Below are 23554 nucleotides of genomic sequence, written 5' to 3'. Positions count from 1 at the left end.
GGTTCGCCGCCCCTTCTCTTATGGCGCGACCTTATTCCGGTTTTGCCGATTTTTCGATTTCGAGGTCGGGACCGTCGGGCGACAGGGATGCCATACTGCTATCCTGCCCGGTATGGATATGCGCGCGGCGATTCTCGACATGCCGGATGAAGGGTCCGGAAAAAACGCCGTGAACCACGATCGACAGCAGGATGGCAAAGCTTACCGTTGCCCATAACAGGTCGATCTGCGCGAAGTCGGCGCTGTTCTGACCATAGGCAAGATAATAGATCGAACCCATGCCCCGTACGCCAAGGAATGCGACGGCGAGCTTGCCGATCATCGGCAGGTCGCAATTCATTTCCGCCAGCAATCCGGAGAGCGGCCGGATAACGAAGACCAGTGCGATGCCTACCAATGCAGCGGGCCAAGTCAGCGCTTCGAGCACATCGCTGGCGAGCATAGCGCCGAACCCGAACAGGACGGCCACCAGCACGATCTGTTCGATCTGGTCGATGAAGTGGTGGCTGATCTTGTGATAGCGGCTGCGATTCTCGCGTTGTCTCATCGTTACCGCACCGACGAACACCGCGAGAAAACCATAACCCTCGGTCAGTTCCGCCAGCCCGTATGCCAGTAGCAACGTACCGAGTACGATCAGCCCTTCGCTGGTCGAGTATACAGGGCGGTCAGCGCCTTCGCTTGCCTCGTCGATATCCTCCATCGGCGCGTCGGCCTCTCGCTCGAAGACGTACCACGAGCCGATCCGGCCCACGAGCCAACCGACAAGGCAGCCTGCCACGATCCGCCAGCCGAGATCGAGCGCGGCCCATTCCAGCGTCCAGCCTCCCAGCGCGGTCATTCCCACGGCGGCGATGGCGAGATAGGTGAAGGGGAAGGCCAGTCCATCATTCAGTCCGGCTTCCACTGTCAGGCTGAAACGCACATCGTGGCGTTGGTCTTCGCCAGGAGGGCCGACCTGCACACTGCGTGCGAGCACCGGATCGGTCGGAGCCAGCGCCGCGCCGAGCAGGATGGCGCTGGCCGGGGCCAGGCCCAGCGCCCACCACCCTAGCAAAGCTACTGCTGTGATCGTCAGCGGCATGGCGATGACGAGTAGTGGCCAGATCTGGCGCCAATTGGCCCAGCTCACGGGGCGGTCGATCGCAATTCCGGCCGCCATGAGCGAGGCGATAACGATGAATTCCGTCGCATATTCGAGCGTGAGAGCATCGAAACCATCTACTGTCGGGTTGAAGTGGGGCAGGCCCAGCGGCAGCGACCAGATGACATATCCGGCAGCGACATAGAGGATTGGCAGTGAGAGCCAGAAGCGCGCCAGCCAACGTTCCAGCGTGACGGCCAGGGTCAGGCCCGCGCCGAACACGACGAACATCAAGATGCGCGGGTCGAGTTCCATGGGGTGTCAGTCCACGGGCGCCAAATCGGGTTCCCAGCGCTCGAAGGAAGGTTGGGGTATCGTGGCGCTTCGGCCCCGTTCATAGGCAGCACCGATTGCGAGGATAGAGGCATCCTGCCAGGCGCCGCCCATGAAGCTGATGCCGATCGGCAGACGTTCAACCGCGCCCATTGGCACCGTGAGATGCGGATAGCCTGCGATTGCGGCGAGCGATCCGGCACCGATGCTGCCATTGAAGTTGTCGCCATTGACGAGGTCGCTTGTCCACGCCGGACCGCGGGTCGGGGCGACGAGCGCATCGACCTTATGCTCGCGCATCAACCGGTCGATCCCCTCTTCGCCCGCCAGCCGCAATGATGTGGCTCTTGCTTCGCCGTAGGCGGCTTCGTCGGTGGTTTCGAGAGCCTGTTCGAAAAGCGACTGGCCGAACCAGCGCAATTCGCTGCGTGCGTTTTCGACGTTGAAGGCAATCAGACCGGCGAGGTCGCGAGGCATGTTTTTGCCCGGGATTGAGGCGAGATAGGCTGCCATGCCGGTGCGCAGCTCGTACAGCAGGACGGTGAATTCGGCCCCGAACATCTCGTCTGGCGCTTCATATTCGATTTCGACCAGCTCGGCTCCGGCGCGTTCCATGTCGGCCAGTGCGGTTTCGAACACCTCGCGGACGTCCTGCCGATTGCCGATCTGGTTGACGAGCACGCCGATGCGCACGCCTTCGAGAGAGGCATCGGCCAGACCCGCAGTGAAATCGGCGACATACGCGTCCGCCTCAGCCGTCGCGGGATCGGCGGGATCGCTTCCCGCGATCGCGCCCAGCAGCAGGGCGGCATCGAAGACGGTACGCGTCATCGGCCCGGCCGTGTCCTGCGAGTGGCTGATGGGAACGACATGCGTCCTGCTGACCATGCCGACTGTCGGCTTGAACCCCACCACGCCGTTGACACTGGCAGGGCAAGTGATCGAGCCGTCGGTTTCCGTCCCGATCGCGGCCCAAGCGAACCCTGCAGCAACTGCTGCTCCGCTGCCCGAGGACGAACCGCAGGTGTTGCGATCGATTGCATGCGGATTACGGGTCAACCCGCCCACGGCGCTCCATCCGCTGGTCGAATTGCCGTCCCGTATATTCGCCCATTCGGAAAGGTTGGTTTTGCCCATCATCACCCCGCCGGCCCGGCGAAGATTGGCGATCAGCGGTGCGTCGCGCCGGGTCCAATTTTCGGCCAGGGCGAGGCTGCCCGCAGTGGTCGGCAGCTCGCGTGTTTCGATGTTGTCCTTCACCAGCACGGTGCGGCCTTTCAACGCCGTGTGTCGGCTGCGCGCGCTTCGAATCTGCGCCGTGATATCGGGAGCGAGCGCGATGACGGCGTTCAGGCCATCGGGGCCGCTGTCGTAACGCGCGATCCGGTAGGCCTGACCGACAGCCGCCCCTTCCGCTGCGGTGGTTGCGGGTTCCAGGCCTTCGGGCGGTTCCATCTTCGGAATTTCGATCGTTGCGACGGGACGCCCCGTGTCCTGGGCTGCAAGCGGAGCTGCGAGGGAACAGAGCGAGGCGGCCAGGAGCAGTATCGTGCGCATGAGCAGGGTTCTGCCACCCGGCCACCCGAAAGCAAAGGCGCTAGCTAGAAATCCCCACTGATCGTCAGCCGAAAGATCGGCCCGATGCGGCGATCCTGATACTCCCTGAACAATATGGCGCCGTCCGGGCGTGGCCCGTCATAGACCGTTCGGCGGAAGAAGTTGCGAGCGCCCAGCAAGTTGTTGGCGCGCGCTTGAACCGTGAGACCGAGCACGTCCTTATGCTCGATATACAGCGAGCCCCAAACCGGTCCTTCCCAATCGCGACCTTCTTCAAAACGGCGCGAATAGGGTGCTTGATCGTAGTGCTCGAGGTTGGCGCCCCAAGCCCAGTCGGTTGAAGGTATATCGTGCCGGAAGTCGATCTCGAACATACCCTCCTGGTCGTAGGAGAAGGGGCGGTCGAGCCCTGTGAAGGGGTCGGTAACGCTCATCCAGCGTTTGACCGCCTCGATGTCGAGCCGTGCGCCTTTGAAGCCGACCGGGTCGAAATTGATCGTCGCATTGGCCTGCAGATGCAAACGGTCGGCGTCGCCGATATTACCGCGCGCCTCCCCGCCGCCAGGCAGCGGAAACCAGTCGATGAAATCTTCGAACCAAGCCTGGCGCGCCTGCAATTGGATCGATCCCCATGGGCCAAGCGTCTTGTTCGCCTCGATTTCGACGTTCCAGCTCTGATAGGGGACGAGCTCGTTATTGCCGCCATTTGCGTTGTCGTTGTTGAGGTTCACGCTGGCGAGAAAATCGCCGAAGGATAGCTGACTGACACGTCGGGCGATTGTGACCGAGACGTCGAAATCGTTAGTCGGCTTCCAGGTGGCGGCAAAAGATCCCTTGGGCCGCTTGAAGCTGCGCGAATTGGCAGCGGCGCCGGTCTGCTCGATTTTGGAAAACTCCATCGCGCCGATCAGTTGGAGCGAAAGCGTTTCGGACAATGTGCGGGACAGGCTCAGACTGGTTTCGTAGCGGTCCTCGGTTACTCCGCCAGTGCCTTGCGGGAAGGCAAGTTGGACGAATTCTCCGCCGGGAGACAGTTCGAACAGTTTCGAGGCCCGGTCGAGCCGGTTGAAGGCCGCTTCACCGGATAATTGCCAATCGGCATTCCACAGCTTCCAGCCATATTCGAAGCGACCGATCCGCTCGCCAGCGCCATTCACTTGTTCGAAATGAAAGCCGGTGGAAGGGCGAGCGTCCGAAAAGCTATCGACCACCGTGGACTGGAAATTGTCGCGTTCATAGCGTTCCAGCCCGATGAGTTTGAGCGTACCCGGGCCGACCGGGAACTGGATATCGGCACCGATTTCATATTCCGGGCCATCTTCCTCACGGCGGGCATCGCGCGTGCGAATCGGCCCGCTTACCGGCGTTGCGATTTCGCTTTCGCGCCTTTTGAAATAATCCTCGCGGTAGCTGAGATTGAGGTTCGCAACCACACCGCTTCCGAAATCATAGGCGAAGATCGTGGCCAGCTTAGGGTTGTCGAACTTGCCCGAAAACTTGGTGTCCTGTCTTTCGATCAGGTCCCCGGTAGCATCCGAGATGATGATCGGCCCGTCGGCGCCGAAGCGATCATTGTCGTTGGTCAGCGAGACTGTGTAGTCGAGCGCGCCGCTGCTTCCACTCAGCGAAGCCTCGCCGCGCAATAGCTGCGCTTCGGTATTGTGCGGGCGAAAGCCGGTGGTCCAGCGGAACTGTCCGGACGCGCCGCTGCTGGTGTAAACAACGTTCGCGACCTGCCCGGTGAGGCCGGGAATCCCTGTCGCATTTCCATCGACGATTTCGATCCGAAGCACGTCGGAAGCCGGAATACGTCGTAGCTGATCGTGTACGCTTTCCGACTTGCTCGACAAGCGATCGCCGTTGACGATGACGTTCTGCGTCGCCTGTCCGAGCCCCCTTTGGCCCTGATTGTTGCCACCACTGATGGTGAAGCCGGGAATGCGTTCAACCATGTCGAGCGCATTGCGCGGGGCGAATTGGATGAAATAGTCGGGGTCGAAAGCCTGCGCGCCGGGCGTAGGGGCCGGTGCGACGGGTGCTGCCACATCGAGCGCATCCGTATCCTGCGCATGCGCTGCAGCATTGACAGACATGGCAAGCGTCAACGTCGCTGTCGAGCATAGAAGCGGGCGTAAAGTCATGAAATAGCGGTCGTCCCTCGTTTCCCTCCTGCCGTGTCTACACCTGTAGGCGTCCACACCAATTCCGCCTCGACCGATGACATTTGTCATCCGACAAACGGATTTACCTGCTGGATCGGTTGCCCGAACACCGCCGAACAGCTTGCCGAGACCACTCGATCGGCGCCGTGCGCTACATATCCGCCGCTTTCATGGGTAAAGCCTCTTGAACATCTTGCGGGGCATGGCGACATAGGCGGCCAATTGACCCGACAAGAGGACTATTCATGATCGACCTGTTCGGCAGCGACGCCCACGGCGCCCAGGGCCAGTTCACCACCGACCCAGCCACCGGCGCGCTCGTGCCCGTCGTCGTGGAACAGACCAGCCGTGGCGAGCGCAGCTTCGACATCTTCAGCCGCCTGTTGCGCGAACGCATCGTGTTCGTCACGGGCCAGGTCGAGGACGGCATGGCCTCGCTCATCACCGCGCAGCTATTGTTCCTTGAAAGCGAAAATCCGTCCAAGCCGATCAGCATGTATATCAACTCGCCCGGCGGCGTGGTGACGGCGGGCATGGCGATCCACGACACAATGCAATACATCAAGCCAAGGGTTTCGACCGTATGCATGGGGCAGGCCGCCAGCATGGGCAGCTTCCTCCTCGCCGCGGGAGAACCCGGTATGCGGATCGCGCTGCCCAACGCCCGTATCATGGTTCACCAGCCTTCGGGCGGCGCGCGCGGCATGGCGTCGGATATCGAGATCCAGGCCCGGGAAATCCTGCGCATCAAAAAGCGGATGAACGACCTCTATGTCAAATATACCGGGCAGAGCCTGGATGAGATCGAGAAGGCGATGGACCGAGACACCTTCCTCGAGGCGGACGAGGCCATGAAGTTCGGCATCGTCGACAAGGTTTTCGAAACCCGCCCCGAAAACGAGGGTGCCAGCGCCGACGGTTCGGGCGGCGCGCCCGAGTAATCCGCGCCCTGTATGCGCGCATGACATCTGTTCCCGTACGGGACTGTTGCAAGAATGTCGTAGGAATTGAGCAACCTTGCCGCTTCAGCTTGCGGCAAGGGGTGCGCGCTACCTAGGATATTGACCCATGACCTGCGTACCCTACAGTCGGGATTCTTCCGACGGGCACGCGGGGAAGACGTTTAGGATATGACCAAGTTGAGCGGTACCGACAGCAAATCGACCCTATATTGCAGCTTTTGCGGCAAGTCGCAGCACGAGGTGAGGAAGCTCATCGCGGGTCCGACCGTGTTCATCTGCGATGAATGCGTCGAACTGTGCAATGATATCATCCGCGAGGAAACCAAGGCGGGACTGGTCGGCAAGAAAGAAGGGGACGTTCCCACACCTGCCGAAATCTGCGCCACGCTGGCGGATTACGTGATCGGGCAGGATCGCGCCAAGCGCGTTCTTTCCGTTGCAGTGCACAACCACTACAAACGCCTGAAGCACGGCGCGAAGGCTGGCGATGTCGAACTTGCGAAATCGAACATCCTGCTGGTCGGCCCAACCGGTTCCGGGAAGACGCTGCTGGCGCAGACGCTGGCGCGCACCTTCGATGTTCCCTTCACCATGGCCGACGCCACCACGCTGACCGAAGCCGGTTACGTGGGCGAGGATGTCGAGAACATCATCCTCAAGCTGCTTCAGGCCAGCGACTACAATGTCGAGAAGGCGCAGCACGGCATCGTCTATATCGACGAGATCGACAAGATCACGCGCAAGGCGGAAAACCCTTCGATCACGCGCGATGTTTCGGGCGAGGGCGTACAGCAAGCGCTGCTCAAACTGATGGAAGGCACCACCGCCAGCGTACCGCCACAGGGCGGCCGCAAGCATCCGCAGCAGGAATTCCTTCAGGTCGACACCACGAACATCCTGTTCATCTGCGGCGGCGCTTTTGCCGGTCTCGACAAGATCATTGCCGACCGTCTGCAGAAGCGTTCGATCGGTTTTGGAGCGCATGTTGCCGATCCTGACAAGCGCCGCATCGGCGAATTGCTGGAAAAGAGCGAGCCGGAAGACCTGCTCAAATTCGGTCTGATCCCCGAATTCGTCGGCCGTCTGCCGGTCATTGCCACTCTGCACGATCTCGATGTGGATGCGCTGGTGACGATTCTGCAGGAGCCGAAGAACGCCATCGTCAAACAGTATCACAAGCTGTTCGAGCTCGAGGATGTCGAGCTTACCTTCACCGACGAGGCATTGCGCGCCATTGCCGAGCGGGCGATCAAGCGCAAGACCGGTGCTCGCGGCCTGCGTTCGATCGTCGAGGCGATCCTGCTCGATACCATGTTCGATCTTCCCGACATGGATGGCGTGTCCGAAATCGTGATCGACAAGGATGTCGTCGAGGGCAAGAAGGAGCCCATTCAGGTGCACGGCGGCAAGAAGGAACAGGACAAGGAAGAAGCGGCCTGATCGCCAAGTCGAATTCGCTGTGAAATAGGGGTGACGCGCTGCGGGATGATGGTCCTGTGGCGCGTTTTTCCTTATAGGGTCGGGGCATGAAAACCATCGGCCTGATCGGCGGAATGAGCTGGGAAAGCTCGCTTCACTACTATCGCCTTATCAATCAAGGCGTGCGCGCCGCTCGCGGCGGCATCGCATCCGCACCCCTGCTGCTTCACAGCTTCGATTTCGCGGAGATCGCGGCCATGCAGGCGGCTGGAGAGTGGGGCGCGCTGGCAGATCGCTTGGCCGCGGCGGCGCAGGGTCTCCACGCGGCGGGGGCCGAAGCGGTCCTCATTTGCACCAACACCATGCACAAGGTGGCCCAGGCAGTGGACGACGCATCGCCTGCGGCGCTGATTCATATCGCCGATCCGCTGGCCGATGCGGTCATTTCGGCCGGACATTCGAGCGTCGGCTTGCTGGGCACGCGTTTCACGATGAACGAACCATTTTATCACGAACGTCTTCGGGCGCGCGGCCTCCAGACGGTCTCGCCGCCGGTGGAGGAGCGTGACGAGCTCAACCGGATCATTTTCGAGGAATTATGCGCGGGGCGGGTCAACGATTCCTCGCGCGCGACATATATCGATAGCATCTCGCGCATGGCAGCGAACGGAGCGGACTGTGTCGCCTTGGCCTGTACGGAGATCATGCTGCTTGTCGAACCGGATGACAGTATGCTGCCCTCCTTCGATACGACTGCGCTTCACGCCGCTGCGGCGGTCGATTTCGTGTTGTCGTAAGAGCACCCGCCAATCCGCTACCAGCCGACTCGACACAGGGCGGATGCCGTGCCGCGGCAGGCGGGACACATCAGCAGCACGCCTTGTCCGGATGGCTTCGCTCGATCTGGATGGTCGCGTGGCCGATCCGGTGGTGATGGTCCAGATCGCGCTGGATTTCGCGCAGCACGTCATCGCCCGGATGGCCGCCGGGCATGACCAGATGCGCGGTCAGCGCGGTTTCTGTCGTGCTCATCGGCCAGATATGGAGGCTGTGAACCGCTTCCACTCCGGGCCGTGCCGATAGGTAGGCGCGCACTCCCGCTTCCGAAATGCCCTTGGGGACTGCGAGCAGGCTCATCGCCACGCTATCCTTCAATAGGCCCCAGGTGCCCCAGGCGATGACCAGCACGATCACCAGGCTCACGACCGGATCGATCCACCGTTCGCCGGTCCAGATGATGGCGAGACCGGCGATGACGACCCCCAGGCTGACCAGGGCATCGGCTGCCATATGCAAAAAAGCACCGCGGATATTGATGTCGTGCTGCCCGCGCATGAACAACGCGGCAGTGCCGGCATTGATGAGGATGCCGATCCCGGCGACGATGGCCATGGTGTCGCCCTGGACCGGAGCAGGCTCTGCAATACGATGCAGGGTTTCGAACAGAATCGCGCCGATAGCCACCAGCAAAAGGCCCGCATTGGCCAGCGCGGCGAGAATGGTCGAGCTTTTGAAACCGTAGGTGAAGCGTTCCGAAGGGGGGCGCTTGGCCGCAATACTCGCCGTCCAGGCGAGCGCCAAGGCAAGCACGTCCGATAGATTGTGTCCGGCATCGGCGAGCAGCGCCATCGAGCCGGATATCCAGCCATAAACCGCCTCGACGATGACGAAGCCGGTATTGAGTATGATGCCGATCAGGAAGGCGTTGCCGAAATCGGCAGGGGCATGGGCATGCCCGTGCCCGTGCCCATGCCCGTGATCGTGCGAATGGCTGTGACCCGAACCCATGGGATTTACCGATATACGCAGGAATCGAGCCCGTCACGGGCTACCGAGCCAATTCGCGCGGCGATCGTATTGCCGTGACGGGCGAGCCAGCCGCGCGGATTCGTCACCGAGCGTTCCTTGGGCAGGGGAAGCGCGGCGGCCATGCGCGCAGCTTCGATCGGGGTGAGCGAGGCGGCCGATTTGCCGTAATAGCGGCGGGCACCTGCCTCCACGCCATAAGTGCCGATGCCGGTTTCCGCGACGTTGAGATAAACCTCCATGATCCGCCGTTTGCCCCAGATCTGTTCGATCAACACGGTGAACCAGGCTTCGAACCCTTTGCGGACATAGCCGCCGCCCTGCCACAGGAAGACGTTCTTTGCCGTCTGCTGGCTTATGGTCGAGCCGCCGCGGATACGCCCGCCCCGGGCGTTGTCCTCGATGGCTTTCTCGATCGCCTCGCGGTCGAAACCGTCGTGATTGCAGAACTTCCCGTCTTCCGCAGCGATGGCCGCGCGTACCATGTTGCGGTCGATGTTCGACAGCGACGTCCAGTCCTTGGTTGTTCCGTTGCCATCCATCAGCATGGTCGCCGTGACGGGCACGGGCACGAAGCGGAACAACAGAACGAGCAGCAGGCTCAGGCCGATGAAGCCGATCACGGCCTTGAACAGGAAACGGACCAGCCAACGCATAGTGCGCCTCTAACCTTGCAAATGTCCCTGCGCAATCTGCCAGCTTGCCCTATGCCGTATCGCATGCTTACCCTGCGCCAGAAACAAGGGGCGCCACGAGGGAGAATTCATGCGCAAGGCACTTATCGGATTGGCCGTATCGGCCATGGCTCTATCACTGGGCGCAACGCCCGCTTCGGCAGATCCGGCCGCAGTGAAGCAGGCAGTGGCGGCGGATTACGATCGCCATCTTGAAAAGCTGTTCCTGCATTTTCATGCAAACCCGGAACTGTCCTTTCTGGAAACCGAGACCGCCAAACGGATGGCGGCGGAACTCCGCGATGCCGGGCTGGAAGTGACCGAAGGCGTAGGCGGCACTGGCGTCGTGGGCATGGCACGCAATGGCGATGGGCCGTTGATCCTGCTGCGCGCGGATATGGACGGGTTGCCGATGCCGGAAAAGACCGGCCTCGATTATGCCTCCACGGCGACGCAGATCGGGTTGGACGGCAAGGAATATCCGGTCATGCATGCCTGCGGTCACGACGTTCACATCACCTCGATGGTCGGCACCGCGCGCCGCCTGATGGAGATGAAGGATGATTGGGCAGGCACGCTGATGTTCGTGGTGCAGCCTGCCGAAGAACGCGTTGGCGGTGCGGCGGCCATGCTGGAGGACGGCCTGTACGACCGGTTCGGCACGCCCGATTACGCGCTGGCTTTCCACGTCGCGTCGATCTTGCCGACAGGGAAGATTTCCGCCTCGGAAGGGATCCAGTATTCCAGCGCGGATTCGGTCGACATCGTCGTGCCCGGTGTCGGCGCGCATGGGGCAAGCCCGCATATGGGCCGCGACCCGGTCTATATCGCCTCGCAGATCGTCACGGCGATGCAATCGATCGTCAGCCGGGAAATCGAGCCGCTTTCGCCTGCGGTAATTACCGTGGGCGCATTCCATTCGGGCACCAAACACAACATCATATCGGATCGGGCCGAATTGCAGCTGACGGTCCGCGCCAATGACGAGGATACGCGCGCGCAACTGCTCGCGGCGATCGAGCGTGTCGCAGTGAATATCGGCAAGGCCCACGGGTTGCCCGACGAGCTTCCCGTTCAGGTGACCGTTTCGGAGGGCACGCCGGTGACGAATAACGACGCGAAGCTTGCGCGTCGGCTGAATTCGGTGATGCGGCGCGATCTTGGCGAGGACGTGCTGATCCCATGGCAGCAGCGCGGCATGGGGGCAGAGGATTTCGCTTATTTCGTGGCCGAGGAATATGGCGTGCCGGGCTATTACTTCGCGGTTGGCGGAACGCCGCAAGCAGCTTTCGATGCGGCGGAGGCTGGCGGCCCGCCTGTGCCCTCGCATCATTCGCCGCTGTTCAAGGTCGCGCCGCGGGAAAGCGTGACGCTGGGGACCGAAGCGATGGTCGCAGCGGTCCTCGATCTCGCCCCAGCGGAGTGAGTGGCGGATAAAACGAAAAGGTCGCCGATCCCGGCTGGGTATCGGCGACCTTTTCGCGTTTGCGCTATGCGCGACTGATCAGGCGACGCCCGGCAGTAGCCTTTCGCCGGCGATCGCCTTCATCGCCTTCTGAAGTTTCTCGAACGCGCGCACCTCGATCTGGCGGATGCGTTCGCGGCTGACATTATACACCTGGCTCAGCTCCTCCAGCGTCTGCGGATTCTCCGTCAGGCGGCGTTCGGTGAGAATGTGCTTTTCACGCTCGTTGAGGCTGTCCATCGCCTCGACGAGCATGTCATGACGCACGTTCGATTCCTGCGCGTCGGCGACCAGCTCGTCCTGCAGCGGACCATCGTCCTTGAGCCAGTCCATCCATTCGCCCGAGCCTTCTTCGCCATTGCGCATCGGCACGTTCAAGGAACCATCGCCGCCCATCAGCATGCGGCGGTTCATGTTGATCACTTCCTGCTCGGGCACGCCGAGGTCCGTCGCGATCTTTTTTACGTCGTCGGGATGAAGATCGGTGTCCTCGTAAGCGTCGAGGTTTTTCTTCATCCGGCGCAGGTTGAAGAACAGCTTCTTCTGCGCGGCGGTGGTCCCCATCTTCACGAGGCTCCACGAACGCAGGATGTATTCCTGAATGCTCGCCTTGATCCACCACATGGCATAGGTCGCCAGGCGGAAACCGCGATCGGCTTCGAACTTCTTGACGCCCTGCATCAGGCCGACATTGCCTTCGGAAATGAGGTCGGACACCGGCAGTCCGTAGCCGCGATAGCCCATGGCGATCTTCGCCACCAGTCGCAGGTGCGAGGTAACGAGCTGCGCCGCAGCTTCGGGATCGTCATGTTCCTCGTAACGCTTGGCAAGCATGTATTCCTGCTCTTGCGTCAGCACGGGGAACTTCTTGATTTCGGAAAGATAGCGATTGAGGCTCTGCTCACCGCCGAGCGCCGGGACGCTCAAAGTTTTGGTGTTACTCACTTGTACCCTGACCTTTCTAGCGTCGACCTCTTTCGCCGGACCCCTGCTGGGCATCCGACTCTCGGGCCACTGCGGTTACGTATACCGGATGCGTGCGAAATTGCACATGGCTTTCGTCGATTTCAACGAGCGGTTTGGTCGATGAGTTCCCGCATATCGGCAGGCAGTTCGGCGCGGAAATCCAAGGTTTCAGCGCTGATAGGATGTCTGAATCCGAGCCGCGCGGCGTGGAGCGCCTGACGGTCGAAACCAAGCTCGTCGAGAAGCGGCCTGAGGGCCTTGGGCGTGCGTCCATATACTGGGTCCCCCAATAGCGCATGACCTATTGACGCACAGTGAACACGGACCTGGTGCGTACGCCCGGTTTCGAGCCGACATTCGATAAGCGCGGCATGGTCCAGGCGGCCGATGGTTTCGTAATGCGTCACCGCGTGTTTTCCGCGCGTCGCATCGTCCGGCAGTACCGCCATCTTCTTGCGGTCGCGATCCGATCGTCCGATCCGGCCAGCGATCGTGCCCGATGACGGATTGGGGTGTCCGGCGCAGACGGCCAGATATCGGCGGGCGATGGAATGATCGGCGAACTGCCTGGCCAGCCCCTCATGTGCGGCATCGGACTTGGCCACCACGAGCAGACCCGACGTATCCTTGTCGATCCGGTGCACGATACCGGGCCGGGCTACGCCGTTAATGCCCGACAGTTGCCCCTTGCAATGATGCAGCAACGCGTTGACCAGCGTACCATCCCGATTGCCGACTGCCGGATGGACGACCATGCCAGCGGGTTTGTTCACCACAATCAGATGTTCGTCTTCGAACACGACATCCAGCGGGATGTTCTGTGGCTGCGCGGCCAGCGGTTCGGGTGGGGGCAGCGCGATGGTAAAGGCGGTTCCCGCTTCGGCCTTTGCCGACCCGCTCTTGGCAGGCTTTCCGCCGATTTCGACCGCGCCATCGGCAATCAGCCCTTTCACCCGCTCGCGTGACAATCCGCTTGCCGCAGCCAGCGCCTTGTCGAGACGGCCGGTGTCGAAGAGCGTTCCGGTGATGATTTCGCCGTCATCCATGGTAGGGCCATGCGCGATGCCAATCGAAGTCTCAAGCGAAGTCATCGAAACGCTTCTTGGCGAAGCAGCGCGCGCATATCCGCACGAATGCTGCGGGCTCCTGTTCGGCAAGGGTGACGAGATTATCTCTGCCAAGCCTACCGCAAACGTACATCCCGAACCCTCCAGGCATTTCGAAATCGATCCTCGGGCGCTCCTCGACGCCCACCGCGCTGCGCGCGGCGGCGGCCGACAAGTGGTTGGCTATTATCATTCGCATCCCAATGGCGCCGCCGAACCATCCGCCACCGATCGGGCCATGGCAGCGCCCGACGGGGCGATCTGGGCGATAATCGCGGCGGGGCGAATCACGCTATGGCGTTCCGGGGATGCGGGGTTCGCAGCGCTTCCCTATGTGGTCGCCCCTCGCTAAGACGCTTACCAATTATTCATCTACCGGAACCCCAATGGACGACCGCCAATCGATCGATCTTGCCGCGATGCTGTGCTCGCGCCTGTGCCATGACATGCTCAGCCCGGTCGGGGCTCTTTCGAACGGGCTCGAGCTGCTCGCGATGGAAACCGATCCCGAAATGCGCGCCAATGTTATGCAATTGCTGGAACAGAGCGCGCTGATCAGCACCAACAAGCTCAAGTTCTTCCGTCTCGCATTCGGGGCGGCTGGCGGCTTCGGCGAGCGCGTTGAAGTGGCAGAGCCTCAGGCCCTGATCGAGGCGCTTATTGCGGATAAGGGCAATATCACCATCAATTGGGCACTGGCGGAGCCAACCCTTGGGAAACCGGCGGTGAAGGTGCTGCTGAACTTCGCCCAGATCGCAATCGACGCGCTGGTTCGGGGTGGAACGCTGGATATCGGCGCCGAAGTCAGGGATGGCGCCTGCGAGATCGTGGTTCGCGCAGGTGGACCCAAGATCGCTTTCGACGAAACGATCGGCAAGGCGCTCGATGGTTCACTCGACCGGAGTGAACTGACCAGCCGCACGGCTGCCGCGCATATGATCAACCTGCTGGCGAGCGAGAGCGGCGGCGGGCTGCAATACCACAAGGGCGCCGATATGCTCGTGCTCGGTGCGGTCCTGCCGCAGGGCGGGGGGCTGATCGGTTGACCGGCTCTTCGGGCGAGATGGACGAACTCGTCCACCAGGAACGGCTCTCCCCCAATTTTGACGAGCGCAATGCGCCGGTGGAGATCGTCGTTCTTCACTACACCGAAATGCTCGGTCCCGATGTGGCGATCGAGCGGATGTGCGACCCGCAGGCCAAGGTTTCCGCGCATTACCTGATCGCCGAGGACGGCACGGTGACGAGGCTGGTGCCCGAAGACAAGCGTGCCTGGCACGCCGGCGTGTCCTATTGGCGCGGCCACAAGGACATCAACTCGGTAAGCATCGGGATCGAGCTCGACCATCCGGGGCACCTGCATGGTTATCGCGATTTCAGCGAGCCGCAGTTCGAAGCGCTGGTGCCGCTGCTATCCTCGATTATGAAGCGGCACGACATTCCCCGCGCCAATGTGCTCGGCCATTCCGACGTTGCCCCGCAGCGCAAGATCGACCCCGGCGAACTCTTTCCGTGGGAGCGGCTCGCCGAATACGGCCTTTGCCTCCCCGCCCCGAAGATCGAGCTGGGCGATCCCTTCGACAATGATGGCGCCTTTTATCTCGCGCTGGAACGCTTCGGCTACGACGTCACCGACGGGCATAAGGCGGTCGAGGCCTTTCAACGTCGCTGGCGTCCGCGCAAGATCGATGGGGAAATCGATGGTGAAGTCCGTGCGATCCTGTTCCAGCTCCTGATCGAGCGCGATCGGGGGAAAGCCCGCTAGGTCAGATCTCCAGAAGCGGGGGCTGGCGTCCGGGGCTGCGCACGGAACGCGACTCATGGCCGAACGAACGCGTCATATCATTACCAAATCGCACGGTTTTCTTCGTCTCCTTCTTGGAGAAATTGCTTATGTGATGCCACCTCGGCACTTGGAATTGCTCCCCTCGGCGCGATACCGTAGATGAGCGCCATGGATCGGCACGATATCCATTCCGTCTTCGACGCGCTTACCGAAAAGCAGGATGAAGCCCTGCGGCTGGCCTGCCAGCATCTGACGTCCAAGCAAATCGCGCAGAAGCTGAATGTCGCCCCGGTGACGATCGACAAGCGTATCGATGCGGTCCGGGTCAAGCTCGGCCACATGCCCCGTACCGATGTTTTGCGACACTATAGAGCCTGGGCGGAAGGGTATGATCGAACCATAGATGACCCGACCATACTGGCGACCCCCCGGCAGGATGATGCACGGCGGCCCCGGCAGCCACGCGAGAGTTCCTACGTCTTCGAGGACTCTTTCGCTTTCGATACGAGAGCGTCCTGGGACCGGAATTCGCAATGGCTGCCGCCGAGGATAAGACTTTCGGACCTGGGAGTGGGCAGCCGGCTGTTGCTCATACTCGCGGGGGCGGTTGCGATCATGATCGTTGCCGTCCTCTCCATGGCCTTCGCCCATGCGCTGGGAACCATGTTCTAGGTCCGCAGCCACTCCTCGGCTCGTCTGCCAGAGGAGAATGCCGATGTCGCTTGATCTGCCTACCGCTACCGCCCGTATCGCCCGGGAATTGACGGAATCCGAAACCGCCATCGCCGACGCGTTGGCAAAGGCGACGGCTCTCCTGCACAGTGCTGCCCTTGCCGGTCGCGATCTCGGTGGCGCCCCGGAGCTGGAAGGTCAGCGCGCCCTTCTGCGGCTCGAGAAAATCGTCCGCAGTCTGATCGATGTACGCGGTGAGACCGGCCGGGTGCACGGACAGTTGCGCGACATAGCGGTCGAAACGGGGGCTGGCGAAGAACCGGCCTGTCCCGACAACGGCTTCACCTCCGCCGAGCAGTTGACCACCATCGCAGCCTGACTTGTCTAAGCGAAGGCGAGGCTTCAAGGGCATGTGCCATGACCCGGTTTCTGATCCAGGTAGCACTTACCCTAGCGGTCCTCGTCCTCGCCTGGAGCAAGGGCGGAAAGCCGGAACGCTATGTCGCAACAATCTATTTCGCGCTGGTCTTCTCGGGGATCGCGCGCTGGCTGGTCGTCGGTCATTGGAGCGAGGAAGGCTATACCTCGGTGCATACCTTCCGTTTCGTGGTCGATGCCGCCGCGCTGTTCGCGGTCACGGCTGTCGCGCTTTCCTATGACCGGTGGTGGCCCCTATGGGTAAGTTCGGCACAATTCATCGCAGTCGTTTCGCACCTGCTGCGCGCGGCAGGCATGCCTCTCGAGCCGATCGTCTATGCGATAATGGAACGGTGGCCGGTCTGGCTGGCGCTGATCATTACCGGTCTCGGCACCCTGGCGCATTATCGCCGGTCGCGGATCGATCGCACCATCTGACCGGTTTGCTCGCGCCGCTCAGCGCGGATCCCCGGGAGCTTGCGGAACGCCTGCTGAAACGGTTCGGATCGATCAGCGCCCTGACCTACGCCAGCGAAGCGGACCTGCGTCAGTGTGCTTTCCACGGCGAACACTGGGTCGAGGCGTTTCTTGCTATCCGGCAATTGCTGCATGACGGCTCGCGAGAACAGATGGTTCAGACGCCTCTGGGCGACGATCGCAGCGCGCTCGACCGCTATCTCGTGGACACTATGGGCGGATTGCGCCGTGAACGAATGATAGCGATCATGGCCGATGGCGCCGGTTTCGTGATCTCGGAAGAAATCGTGGCGGATGGGGCGGAAGGCGAGATTCAAGTGTCTCCGCGCATCTTGTTCGGTCGGGCTCTCGCGCTCGATGCGCGGAGTATGCTCATCGCCCACAATCATCCCTCGGGGTGTGCCGAGCCCAGCGAGACCGACATTCGCCAGACCAGGCAACTGGTGTCGCAAGCCGATAGGCTGGGTGTCCGCGTGTACGATCATCTCGTGATCGGCAGGCGCACAGTTGTCAGCATGCGTGAGAGGGGGCTTCTGTGATGCCGAGCGTCATCGCGGTTTTACGCGGGTTGGAGGAACGGCTCTTTTCGTTCGCCGATTGGAAAAGAGCGCTGCACGCAATTTCGCATGGGCGCCGAGCCGATCACGGGCGAGGGGAAGGCGAAACGCCGGAAGAGAATGGCGGGATCCCGGCGGTCGACATGTTCGAACAGTCCGTGTGGGACATCCTGCTCTATCTATTCGTCCTCCACGCCAACGGGCGAGCAGGAAGCCTCTCGGGCTCCTCCAGGGCGGCCGGTCTCGCAAAGGAGATAACCTCTCGCCGCATAGATAAGCTCGCCGCCGACCGGTTGGTGATTTTGAACCGCAGCCGGACGGACACTCGGGAAATGGAGGTACGGCTATCGCCTCACGGATTTCGAGTGGCCGAAGAGGGCATGCAGGGGTTCGTGATGGACGGACTGGCGCAGAGAGTGGATGCTGCGCGAAATACCGTTGGCGAGACTCCGTTCGATCAACGCATAGCGCACGAACTGAAAATCAACCTGGAATCGGTCGAGTTGCATCGCGCCAATGTGACGGCGAAGCGTATTCCGACGGGTTAGGCAATATCGTCGAGGTCAGCAGGTCCCAGATCGCTGGCCACGATCCCGAGCGCGGTCGCGGCGATGGCCCCGGTCATGGCGTGGGCCAGCGAATCCGGACTGGAAAAACTTCTTTCTATATCCAGACTTGGCACCGCGATGGTGGCGATGGCATCGCCCGATGCCGCTCGCGATGCCATCAGGCCCACCCTCTCGGTCGTCAGCAGCAATATTTGCTCCGTCCAACCGCGCTCGACAAGCCGCGCGACAGTGCTGCTCGGGGGTGGCTCGAAGTGCTCTCTCACCGCGTCCGGGGCTTCGTCAAGAATTTGGCAGAGCCGATGTGCCAGCGCCGAGACATCTTCACGGTTTGGCGCCCGTATTCGTTCGCAGTGGTCGAGAAACTCGCTCAACACCCTGTGCCACGGCGTGCCGGTAGAATTGTTCAAGCTCCGTCTCCTGCCCGTACTTAAAACAATTCCGAAATATCCAAGTCATGGTTGTATACTACCGCGCTTCTACTCAAGTCAATTTTTTGCCCGGAAAGATATACAGATCTCTTGTGGTGCTTCCGATTTAGGATAGGGCAAGTCACGCTTCCCTTCGACCGATTGGGAGGTGCAACCTATCGGCCCTTGGCGAGGGAACGGTTATCGCCTATCTGCCGCGGCGCCAGGGGGCCGGGCAGCCGCGTGACTTCGGTCACGAGGAAAGTCCGGGCTCCACGAAACAAGGGTGGCGGGTAACGCCCGCCGGACGCGAGTCCAGGGAAAGTGCCACAGAGAGCATACCGCCGATGGCCCCCTCGGGGGATCAGGCAAGGGTGAAAGGGTGCGGTAAGAGCGCACCGGGGCTTCGGCAACGCAGCCCGCATGGCAAACCCCACCCGGAGCAAGGCCGAATAGGGGCGGCACGCTCGCGCAAGCGGGCAGGTGCGTTTCGCATCGACCGCCCGGGTTGGCTGCTGGAGCTCTGGAGCAATCCAGAGCCTAGACGAATGGCTGCCTCCGCGTAGCTGGTGTGCAAGCATACCGTGCGCGGGACAGAACCCGGCTTACAGGCCCCCTGGCAATTTTCGCGCGGTTCCGGTTTCGCGCAGTTCCGGCGATTACCGCGACCGCGTGGCCATCAGGCGAATTCGCCATGTTCGACGGTGATCGATCCGTCGCGCTCGCGCGCCTGGATGATGCGACGTTGGTCCCCTTCCAATACCAGGGCCGTCAGATTGCCGGTGCGGAAGGCGCCGGTATCGATTCCGATACGATAGGGCGTGTGCTCGAGGTTTTCGAAAATGGTGTGGCCGTGCACGACCACGTGGCTGAATGGCTCGCGGTGTTTGAGGAATCGATCGCGGATCCAGCGCAGGTCCGACCTTTTCTGATCCTCGATGCTGTGCTTGGGATTGATGCCGGCGTGGACGAAGACATAGTCCCCGGCGATGACGATGTCCTCCATCGCTTCCAGGAACTTGCGGTGCTTTGCCGGTACCAGATCGTGCAGTTCGCGCTGGAGCTCCTTCATCGTGAGTTCGTTGTAGCGCCGCTTCTTGATGCCGTAGCTGAGGACGGTTTCCTTGCCGCCATGCTTGAGGAAGTGCCGCAGCATCTCCTTGTCCTCGAAGCTTTCGAGAAACATCTCTTCGTGATTTCCCGCAATGTAACGTACCTTGCGGCGTTTGCCCCACTGACGGGCGGTTTCGATTACGCGTGCGCTTTCCGGGCCGCGATCGACCAGATCGCCCAGCAGGACCACCGTGCTCTGGGCGTAGGCTGCCCGCTCGTCGTCCTTCTCGATTGCCAGGATCAATTGGTCGAACAGATCGCAGCGGCCGTGGATATCGCCCACAACGTAATAGCGCTCGCCCTGCGGCACGCTGGGACGGGGCTTCGTTTTGCCCCTTTTTTTCAGAAATTGTGCGAACTTGATCATGAACAGCTGTAGGACTTCGGCAGTGGTTCCGGAGGCCGTCCAGATAGGCGCATGGCGCGGCAGGGGCAATAAAGGCGCCTTCGCTTGTGTTTACGCAGTTGCGAAAAAAGCACAGCTTATGTTGCGAATGCGAAAACCATCCGAGCGGATCTTGCGCATGGCGGTTCGGGTGTGCACATTTATGACCGTATCCGATCGAGGAGCCTAACAAAATGGCCCCGGCGGATTCGCAGGTGGGACGAAGCGACACTCGTATAGGAGTCTGTAATGCTCACGTCCTTTCGCGGTCTGGTGGCCGTATCGCTCGCTGCGGCGGGCCTTTCCCTTGCAACCCCAGCCATGGCGCAGTCGGATGACGAAGTCGCCAGCGACTTCACGGTTTCGGCCAATGTGGCACTGACGACCGACTATCGTTTCCGCGGTGTGTCGCTTTCGGGCGGCGATCCGGCCCTCCAGGGGGGCTTCGATGTCGCGCATGACAGCGGATTCTACATCGGCACCTGGGCATCGTCGATCGACGGCGGTGCTGCTTACGGCGATCTCGAACTCGATATCTACGCGGGTTGGAGCGGAAACCTGAGCGATGCGGTCAGCGTCGACATCGGGGTGCTCTATTACATTTATCCGACCGAGGATCTCGGGCTCGATACCGACTATATCGAACCCTATGCGTCGGTCGGAGTGAACTTCGGCCCAGCGGAAGCGACTTTCGGCGTCGCCTACGCTCCGGAACAGGATTCGCTTGGCGGGGACGACAATCTCTACCTCTATACCGATGTCGGTTTCGGCCTGCCCGGCACGCCGCTGACGGTCACGGGCCATCTGGGCTATACCGATGGATCGCTGGCGCCGCCGCTGCTTGCGGGCACGACCGATGACACCGGTCTGGACTGGTCCCTCGGTGCCAGCGTTGCGCAGGGGAATTTCGAGGTCGGCGTCGCCTATATCGGCGTGGAAGGACCTGCCATCGATGGCTTCACCGACGATGCGATCGTCGGCACCATTTCTGCCAGCTTCTGACCATGCAGCGGCGAATTTGAGGGTAGGGGGCGCCGCATTGGGGCGCCCCCCTACACGTCACTCGATCAGTCGAGCGCGAAATCGACTGTGGTCACGACCCGCACCTTTTTGAAGGGTGTGTCTCCGATACCCCAGCCACCGGCTTCGCCATCGCGTGCGTCGATCGAGAAATAGCCTTGGGTCGCCTTGCGGATGCTGCCGACATCGGCGCCCGAATCCTCGGCGAACTGCTCGGCCGCCATGCGCGCATCGCGCGTGGCCTCCGCCACCATTTCCGGCTTGATGGCATTGAGCCCCGTGAAGGTGTAGGTAATGCCCGACCCGTCTTCCAGCACCACACCTTTGCGAACCAGTTCGGCCTGCCTGCGAACAGCCCGCTGCGCCCGTTCGATATCCTTGGTCCGAAGAACGATGCGCTGGCGTACGGTGTAGAAAACGATACCGTCGTCGGTGTAATTGGACACGTTGACACCGGCCGGCGTGAGTTCGTTTTCGGGAAAGCCGAGATCGTCGAAGAACTCCCTTACCGCCGTGGCGTCTTGATCGGTGCTCGCCTGCGCGGTTCTCAGATCGGTTGCGGTCGAGGCGAAAGACACGGTCCACGTCGCCAGGTCGGCCGTAACCTCCCGCTCGGCTAGGCCGCGCACGGTAACGCTTCGCTCGGCGGCTTTCATCCGGACCAGCCCGTCACCCAAGACGAAACCGCCCACGATCAGCCCAACCGCAACGATACCGGCACTGGCGAGCCATCGCACGAGCATTGTCTTGTCCGCCCGCGGCGTGGCACCAGTGTCGGTAATCTCGGCTTCGTCGGTCATGATCGCGCTCCTTATTGGGTTTCCCCGCCCGTGGTTTGCTAGTCATCGGCCGATGAACCGTGCTTTAATGTCGACAAATGGAGTTCGAATTGACCGAATATCTGCACACCATGATCCGGGTGACGGACCCGGATGCCACGATCGATTTCTTCAGGTTGATCGGCCTCGAGGAAGTTCGCCGCTTCGATGTCGAGGCTGGGCGCTTCACGCTGATTTTCCTTGCCGCACCGGGTCAGGAAGGCGTGGCCGAGGTGGAGCTGACCTATAACTGGCCAGCGGAGGACGGCAGCCCGCCCGAACGTTATGACGGCGGGCGCAATTTCGGCCATCTCGCTTACCGGGTCGCGGATATCTACGAGACCTGCCAGAAGATCATGGATGCGGGCCACACGATCCACCGCCCGCCGCGCGACGGGCACATGGCTTTCGTCAAGACACCCGATGGCATCTCGGTGGAACTGCTGCAGGACGGCTATCTCGAACCGAAGGAACCGTGGGCGAGCATGGAAAACAGCGGAAGCTGGTAACTACGGCTGGTCGATATAAGGAGATACGGCATCGTCCGGGTGCTTCGCAGACATGCGCAGGATCGCATAACCCGCGATTGCGGATATCAGCGAGCCCAGCAGGATGCCGATCTTCGCCTCGTTTATCAGCAATTGCTGGCCTGCGAAGGCAAGGCCGCTAATGAACAGGGACATGGTGAAGCCGATGCCGCACAGGATCGACACACCCCAGATTTCAGTCCAGCTCGCCTGGTCCGGGCGCGGGGCGAAACCGATCTTGTCGGCGGCAAAGATGGCCGCGAAAATACCCACCTGCTTGCCGAGGAAAAGGCCCGCGGCGATCGCCAGAGGCAGCGGGGCGAGCAAATGCTCCACGCCCATTCCGGCCAGCGGAACGCCGGCATTGGCGAACCCGAAGACGGGCACGACCAGATAGGCGCTCCACGGGGCGAGACCGTGTTCCATGCGCTCCACCATTGTCTGGTCGTCGGGACCGACCATCGGGATGCACAGCGCCGCCACAACCCCGGCGATGGTCGCGTGGATGCCGGTGTTGAGCACGAAATACCACAGCACCAGTGCCAGCAGGACGAAAGGCCAGTACGACGAAACCCGCATACGGTTCAGGACCATCATCAACACGACCACGCCCCCAGCCGCCGCCAACCAGCCCAGCTTGATGTTGGCCGTGTAAAACAAGGCGATGACCATCACCGCGCCGATATCGTCGACGATCGCCACGGTCAGCAGGAACAGGCGGAGCGAAGCGGGGCAGCGATTGCCGAGCAGCCCCAGCACTCCCATCGCGAAGGCGATGTCCGTGGCGGCGGGGATGGCCCAGCCGCGTAGCAATTCCGCATCGTCCCCGACAACGCCGACATAAAACAGCGCGGGAATGGCCATGCCTGCCACCGCCGCCAGGATCGGGAGCCTGCGCGATTGCGGCGTGGAGAGCTGCCCTTCGATCCATTCGCGCTTCACTTCGAGCCCGACGACAAAGAAGAATACCGCCATCAGACCATCGTTGATCCATAGGTGCAGATCATAAAGCTTGGGGATCGGCGTCCATGGCAGTTTGCCGTAAAACAGTTGCTCGTATTCGCCGGCGAACGGCGAGTTGGCCGCGATCATCGCGGCCGCGGCAACCAGGATCAGCAGAATGCCGGCAGACGCGTCGCTGACGAAAAGGGCGCGGACAGGGGCGAATACCAGGCGGAAGGCAGAAGGACGTTCGGTCATTGTGGGCACGCTCTCTTTCGCAAAGCGGCCCACGTTGCAAGTCCTGAAACTCGAAGCTATCCAGAAAGGCAG

25 protein-coding genes and 1 other RNA gene are annotated in these 23554 nt (G+C 61.5%); 15 read left to right on the top strand and 11 right to left on the bottom strand.

The window, feature by feature from the left end; genetic code table 11:
• Positions 1-31: 31 nt before the first annotated feature.
• The 3 genes from L5849_RS07355 to L5849_RS07345 are packed head-to-tail and all read right to left on the bottom strand — an operon-like array spanning position 32 to position 5067.
• Positions 32-1399, bottom strand: coding sequence for a sodium:proton antiporter (locus tag L5849_RS07355; RefSeq protein WP_236925019.1), 1368 nt, complete (start codon positions 1397-1399; stop codon positions 32-34).
• Between the two features lie 6 nt (positions 1400-1405).
• A complete protein-coding gene (locus L5849_RS07350; protein ID WP_236925018.1) occupies positions 1406-2974 on the bottom strand; it encodes an amidase in 1569 nt (522 codons plus the stop codon).
• Positions 2975-3018: 44 nt separating this feature from the next.
• Complete coding sequence (locus tag L5849_RS07345; protein ID WP_236925017.1) at positions 3019-5067, bottom strand: TonB-dependent receptor plug domain-containing protein; 2049 nt, start codon at positions 5065-5067, stop codon at positions 3019-3021.
• Between the two features lie 314 nt (positions 5068-5381).
• On the opposite strand from L5849_RS07345, the gene L5849_RS07340 reads away from it, so the two are divergent.
• From L5849_RS07340 to L5849_RS07330, 3 genes are all read left to right on the top strand, one after another.
• Positions 5382-6077, top strand: coding sequence for an ATP-dependent Clp protease proteolytic subunit (locus tag L5849_RS07340; protein WP_115416089.1), 696 nt, complete (start codon positions 5382-5384; stop codon positions 6075-6077).
• A 189-nt stretch (positions 6078-6266) separates the two neighbouring features.
• Positions 6267-7538 (top strand): ATP-dependent Clp protease ATP-binding subunit ClpX, encoded by a 1272-nt coding sequence (clpX, locus tag L5849_RS07335; RefSeq protein WP_115416090.1) that lies wholly within the window; start codon positions 6267-6269, stop codon positions 7536-7538.
• An 86-nt stretch (positions 7539-7624) separates the two neighbouring features.
• Positions 7625-8314, top strand: a complete 690-nt coding sequence (locus L5849_RS07330; RefSeq protein WP_236925016.1) for an aspartate/glutamate racemase family protein — start codon at positions 7625-7627, stop codon at positions 8312-8314.
• Positions 8315-8384: 70 nt separating this feature from the next.
• On the opposite strand, the gene L5849_RS07325 is transcribed toward L5849_RS07330, so the two are convergent.
• Complete coding sequence (locus tag L5849_RS07325) at positions 8385-9305, bottom strand: cation diffusion facilitator family transporter (RefSeq protein WP_236925015.1); 921 nt, start codon at positions 9303-9305, stop codon at positions 8385-8387.
• A 5-nt stretch (positions 9306-9310) separates the two neighbouring features.
• Positions 9311-9979: a monofunctional biosynthetic peptidoglycan transglycosylase gene (gene mtgA, locus L5849_RS07320; RefSeq protein WP_236925014.1), complete on the bottom strand. Its 669-nt coding sequence runs from the start codon at positions 9977-9979 to the stop codon at positions 9311-9313.
• A gap of 109 nt (positions 9980-10088) precedes the next feature.
• Here mtgA and L5849_RS07315 point away from each other — a divergent pair, with 109 nt between their 5' ends.
• Positions 10089-11423, top strand: a complete 1335-nt coding sequence (locus tag L5849_RS07315; RefSeq protein WP_236925013.1) for a M20 family metallopeptidase — start codon at positions 10089-10091, stop codon at positions 11421-11423.
• 78 nt (positions 11424-11501) lie between these two features.
• Here L5849_RS07315 and rpoH read toward each other — a convergent pair whose 3' ends face one another.
• Together rpoH and L5849_RS07305 are read right to left on the bottom strand one after the other, a co-directional pair.
• Entirely contained in the window at positions 11502-12407 is a 906-nt protein-coding gene (gene rpoH / locus L5849_RS07310) for an RNA polymerase sigma factor RpoH (RefSeq protein WP_174223727.1), read from the bottom strand.
• A 122-nt stretch (positions 12408-12529) separates the two neighbouring features.
• Positions 12530-13474, bottom strand: coding sequence for an RluA family pseudouridine synthase (locus L5849_RS07305; protein WP_236925012.1), 945 nt, complete (start codon positions 13472-13474; stop codon positions 12530-12532).
• 16 nt (positions 13475-13490) lie between these two features.
• On the opposite strand from L5849_RS07305, the gene L5849_RS07300 reads away from it, so the two are divergent.
• The 8 genes from L5849_RS07300 to L5849_RS07265 all read left to right on the top strand — a co-directional run bounded on the left by L5849_RS07300 (position 13491) and on the right by L5849_RS07265 (position 17991).
• Positions 13491-13886, top strand: coding sequence for a M67 family metallopeptidase (locus L5849_RS07300; RefSeq protein ID WP_236925011.1), 396 nt, complete (start codon positions 13491-13493; stop codon positions 13884-13886).
• 34 nt (positions 13887-13920) lie between these two features.
• Complete coding sequence (locus L5849_RS07295) at positions 13921-14580, top strand: histidine phosphotransferase family protein (RefSeq protein ID WP_236925010.1); 660 nt, start codon at positions 13921-13923, stop codon at positions 14578-14580.
• 17 nt (positions 14581-14597) lie between these two features.
• Positions 14598-15299 (top strand): N-acetylmuramoyl-L-alanine amidase, encoded by a 702-nt coding sequence (locus L5849_RS07290; RefSeq protein WP_236925086.1) that lies wholly within the window; start codon positions 14598-14600, stop codon positions 15297-15299.
• A 180-nt stretch (positions 15300-15479) separates the two neighbouring features.
• Positions 15480-15992: a sigma factor-like helix-turn-helix DNA-binding protein gene (locus tag L5849_RS07285; RefSeq protein WP_236925009.1), complete on the top strand. Its 513-nt coding sequence runs from the start codon at positions 15480-15482 to the stop codon at positions 15990-15992.
• Between the two features lie 43 nt (positions 15993-16035).
• Positions 16036-16371, top strand: a complete 336-nt coding sequence (locus L5849_RS07280; RefSeq protein ID WP_236925008.1) for a hypothetical protein — start codon at positions 16036-16038, stop codon at positions 16369-16371.
• A gap of 38 nt (positions 16372-16409) precedes the next feature.
• Positions 16410-16847: a hypothetical protein gene (locus tag L5849_RS07275; protein WP_236925007.1), complete on the top strand. Its 438-nt coding sequence runs from the start codon at positions 16410-16412 to the stop codon at positions 16845-16847.
• Positions 16848-16852: 5 nt separating this feature from the next.
• Entirely contained in the window at positions 16853-17425 is a 573-nt protein-coding gene (locus L5849_RS07270; RefSeq protein ID WP_236925006.1) for a RadC family protein, read from the top strand.
• A complete protein-coding gene (locus L5849_RS07265) occupies positions 17425-17991 on the top strand; it encodes a hypothetical protein (RefSeq protein WP_236925005.1) in 567 nt (188 codons plus the stop codon). Before L5849_RS07270 ends, L5849_RS07265 begins: the two co-directional genes overlap by 1 nt.
• On the opposite strand, the gene L5849_RS07260 is transcribed toward L5849_RS07265, so the two are convergent.
• The gene (locus tag L5849_RS07260) at positions 17988-18419 is read right to left on the bottom strand and encodes a hypothetical protein (RefSeq protein WP_236925004.1); all 432 of its coding nucleotides are present in this window, start codon (positions 18417-18419) and stop codon (positions 17988-17990) included. The genes L5849_RS07265 and L5849_RS07260 overlap by 4 nt on opposite strands.
• A 223-nt stretch (positions 18420-18642) precedes the next feature.
• On the opposite strand from L5849_RS07260, the gene rnpB reads away from it, so the two are divergent.
• An RNA gene (gene rnpB / locus L5849_RS07255) (RNase P RNA component class A) lies at positions 18643-19043 on the top strand.
• A gap of 55 nt (positions 19044-19098) precedes the next feature.
• Here the strand turns inward: rnpB and L5849_RS07250 are convergent.
• On the bottom strand, positions 19099-19899 hold the full coding sequence (locus tag L5849_RS07250; RefSeq protein WP_236925003.1) for a metallophosphoesterase family protein: 801 nt from the start codon (positions 19897-19899) through the stop codon (positions 19099-19101).
• Between the two features lie 267 nt (positions 19900-20166).
• On the opposite strand from L5849_RS07250, the gene L5849_RS07245 reads away from it, so the two are divergent.
• Positions 20167-20919 (top strand): TorF family putative porin, encoded by a 753-nt coding sequence (locus L5849_RS07245; RefSeq protein ID WP_236925002.1) that lies wholly within the window; start codon positions 20167-20169, stop codon positions 20917-20919.
• Between the two features lie 65 nt (positions 20920-20984).
• Here L5849_RS07245 and L5849_RS07240 read toward each other — a convergent pair whose 3' ends face one another.
• Positions 20985-21680, bottom strand: coding sequence for an SIMPL domain-containing protein (locus tag L5849_RS07240; RefSeq protein ID WP_236925085.1), 696 nt, complete (start codon positions 21678-21680; stop codon positions 20985-20987).
• Positions 21681-21826: 146 nt separating this feature from the next.
• Between L5849_RS07240 and L5849_RS07235 the strand changes: the two genes are divergently transcribed.
• Positions 21827-22264, top strand: a complete 438-nt coding sequence (locus L5849_RS07235; RefSeq protein ID WP_236925001.1) for a VOC family protein — start codon at positions 21827-21829, stop codon at positions 22262-22264.
• Here the strand turns inward: L5849_RS07235 and nhaA are convergent, their stop codons facing one another.
• The gene (nhaA, locus tag L5849_RS07230; protein ID WP_115416105.1) at positions 22265-23482 is read right to left on the bottom strand and encodes a Na+/H+ antiporter NhaA; all 1218 of its coding nucleotides are present in this window, start codon (positions 23480-23482) and stop codon (positions 22265-22267) included.
• Between the last annotated feature and the right edge of the window lie 72 nt (positions 23483-23554).

The sequence above is a fragment of the Erythrobacter sp. SN021 genome (assembly GCF_021864455.1).
The sequence above is the reverse complement of the archived record's forward strand: the minus strand, read 5'-3'. Positions and strand labels throughout refer to the sequence as shown.

What these genes read in the sequence shown, in the direction of transcription:
- L5849_RS07330 (WP_236925016.1), top strand. Translation starts at nt 7,625, where the DNA reads ATGAAAACCATCGGCCTGATCGGCGGAATGAGCTGGGAAAGCTCGCTT.
- L5849_RS07300 (WP_236925011.1), top strand. Translation starts at nt 13,491, where the DNA reads ATGCCAATCGAAGTCTCAAGCGAAGTCATCGAAACGCTTCTTGGCGAA.
- clpX (WP_115416090.1), top strand. Translation starts at nt 6,267, where the DNA reads ATGACCAAGTTGAGCGGTACCGACAGCAAATCGACCCTATATTGCAGC.
- L5849_RS07340 (WP_115416089.1), top strand. Translation starts at nt 5,382, where the DNA reads ATGATCGACCTGTTCGGCAGCGACGCCCACGGCGCCCAGGGCCAGTTC.
- L5849_RS07325 (WP_236925015.1), bottom strand. Translation starts at nt 9,305, where the DNA reads ATGGGTTCGGGTCACAGCCATTCGCACGATCACGGGCATGGGCACGGG.
- L5849_RS07265 (WP_236925005.1), top strand. Translation starts at nt 17,425, where the DNA reads ATGCCGAGCGTCATCGCGGTTTTACGCGGGTTGGAGGAACGGCTCTTT.
- L5849_RS07280 (WP_236925008.1), top strand. Translation starts at nt 16,036, where the DNA reads ATGTCGCTTGATCTGCCTACCGCTACCGCCCGTATCGCCCGGGAATTG.
- L5849_RS07355 (WP_236925019.1), bottom strand. Translation starts at nt 1,399, where the DNA reads ATGGAACTCGACCCGCGCATCTTGATGTTCGTCGTGTTCGGCGCGGGC.
- L5849_RS07305 (WP_236925012.1), bottom strand. Translation starts at nt 13,474, where the DNA reads ATGGATGACGGCGAAATCATCACCGGAACGCTCTTCGACACCGGCCGT.
- L5849_RS07345 (WP_236925017.1), bottom strand. Translation starts at nt 5,067, where the DNA reads ATGTCTGTCAATGCTGCAGCGCATGCGCAGGATACGGATGCGCTCGAT.
- mtgA (WP_236925014.1), bottom strand. Translation starts at nt 9,979, where the DNA reads ATGCGTTGGCTGGTCCGTTTCCTGTTCAAGGCCGTGATCGGCTTCATC.
- L5849_RS07350 (WP_236925018.1), bottom strand. Translation starts at nt 2,974, where the DNA reads ATGCGCACGATACTGCTCCTGGCCGCCTCGCTCTGTTCCCTCGCAGCT.
- L5849_RS07315 (WP_236925013.1), top strand. Translation starts at nt 10,089, where the DNA reads ATGCGCAAGGCACTTATCGGATTGGCCGTATCGGCCATGGCTCTATCA.
- L5849_RS07290 (WP_236925086.1), top strand. Translation starts at nt 14,598, where the DNA reads ATGGACGAACTCGTCCACCAGGAACGGCTCTCCCCCAATTTTGACGAG.
- nhaA (WP_115416105.1), bottom strand. Translation starts at nt 23,482, where the DNA reads ATGACCGAACGTCCTTCTGCCTTCCGCCTGGTATTCGCCCCTGTCCGC.
- L5849_RS07250 (WP_236925003.1), bottom strand. Translation starts at nt 19,899, where the DNA reads ATGATCAAGTTCGCACAATTTCTGAAAAAAAGGGGCAAAACGAAGCCC.
- L5849_RS07285 (WP_236925009.1), top strand. Translation starts at nt 15,480, where the DNA reads ATGAGCGCCATGGATCGGCACGATATCCATTCCGTCTTCGACGCGCTT.
- L5849_RS07275 (WP_236925007.1), top strand. Translation starts at nt 16,410, where the DNA reads ATGACCCGGTTTCTGATCCAGGTAGCACTTACCCTAGCGGTCCTCGTC.
- L5849_RS07240 (WP_236925085.1), bottom strand. Translation starts at nt 21,680, where the DNA reads ATGCTCGTGCGATGGCTCGCCAGTGCCGGTATCGTTGCGGTTGGGCTG.
- L5849_RS07295 (WP_236925010.1), top strand. Translation starts at nt 13,921, where the DNA reads ATGGACGACCGCCAATCGATCGATCTTGCCGCGATGCTGTGCTCGCGC.
- L5849_RS07245 (WP_236925002.1), top strand. Translation starts at nt 20,167, where the DNA reads ATGCTCACGTCCTTTCGCGGTCTGGTGGCCGTATCGCTCGCTGCGGCG.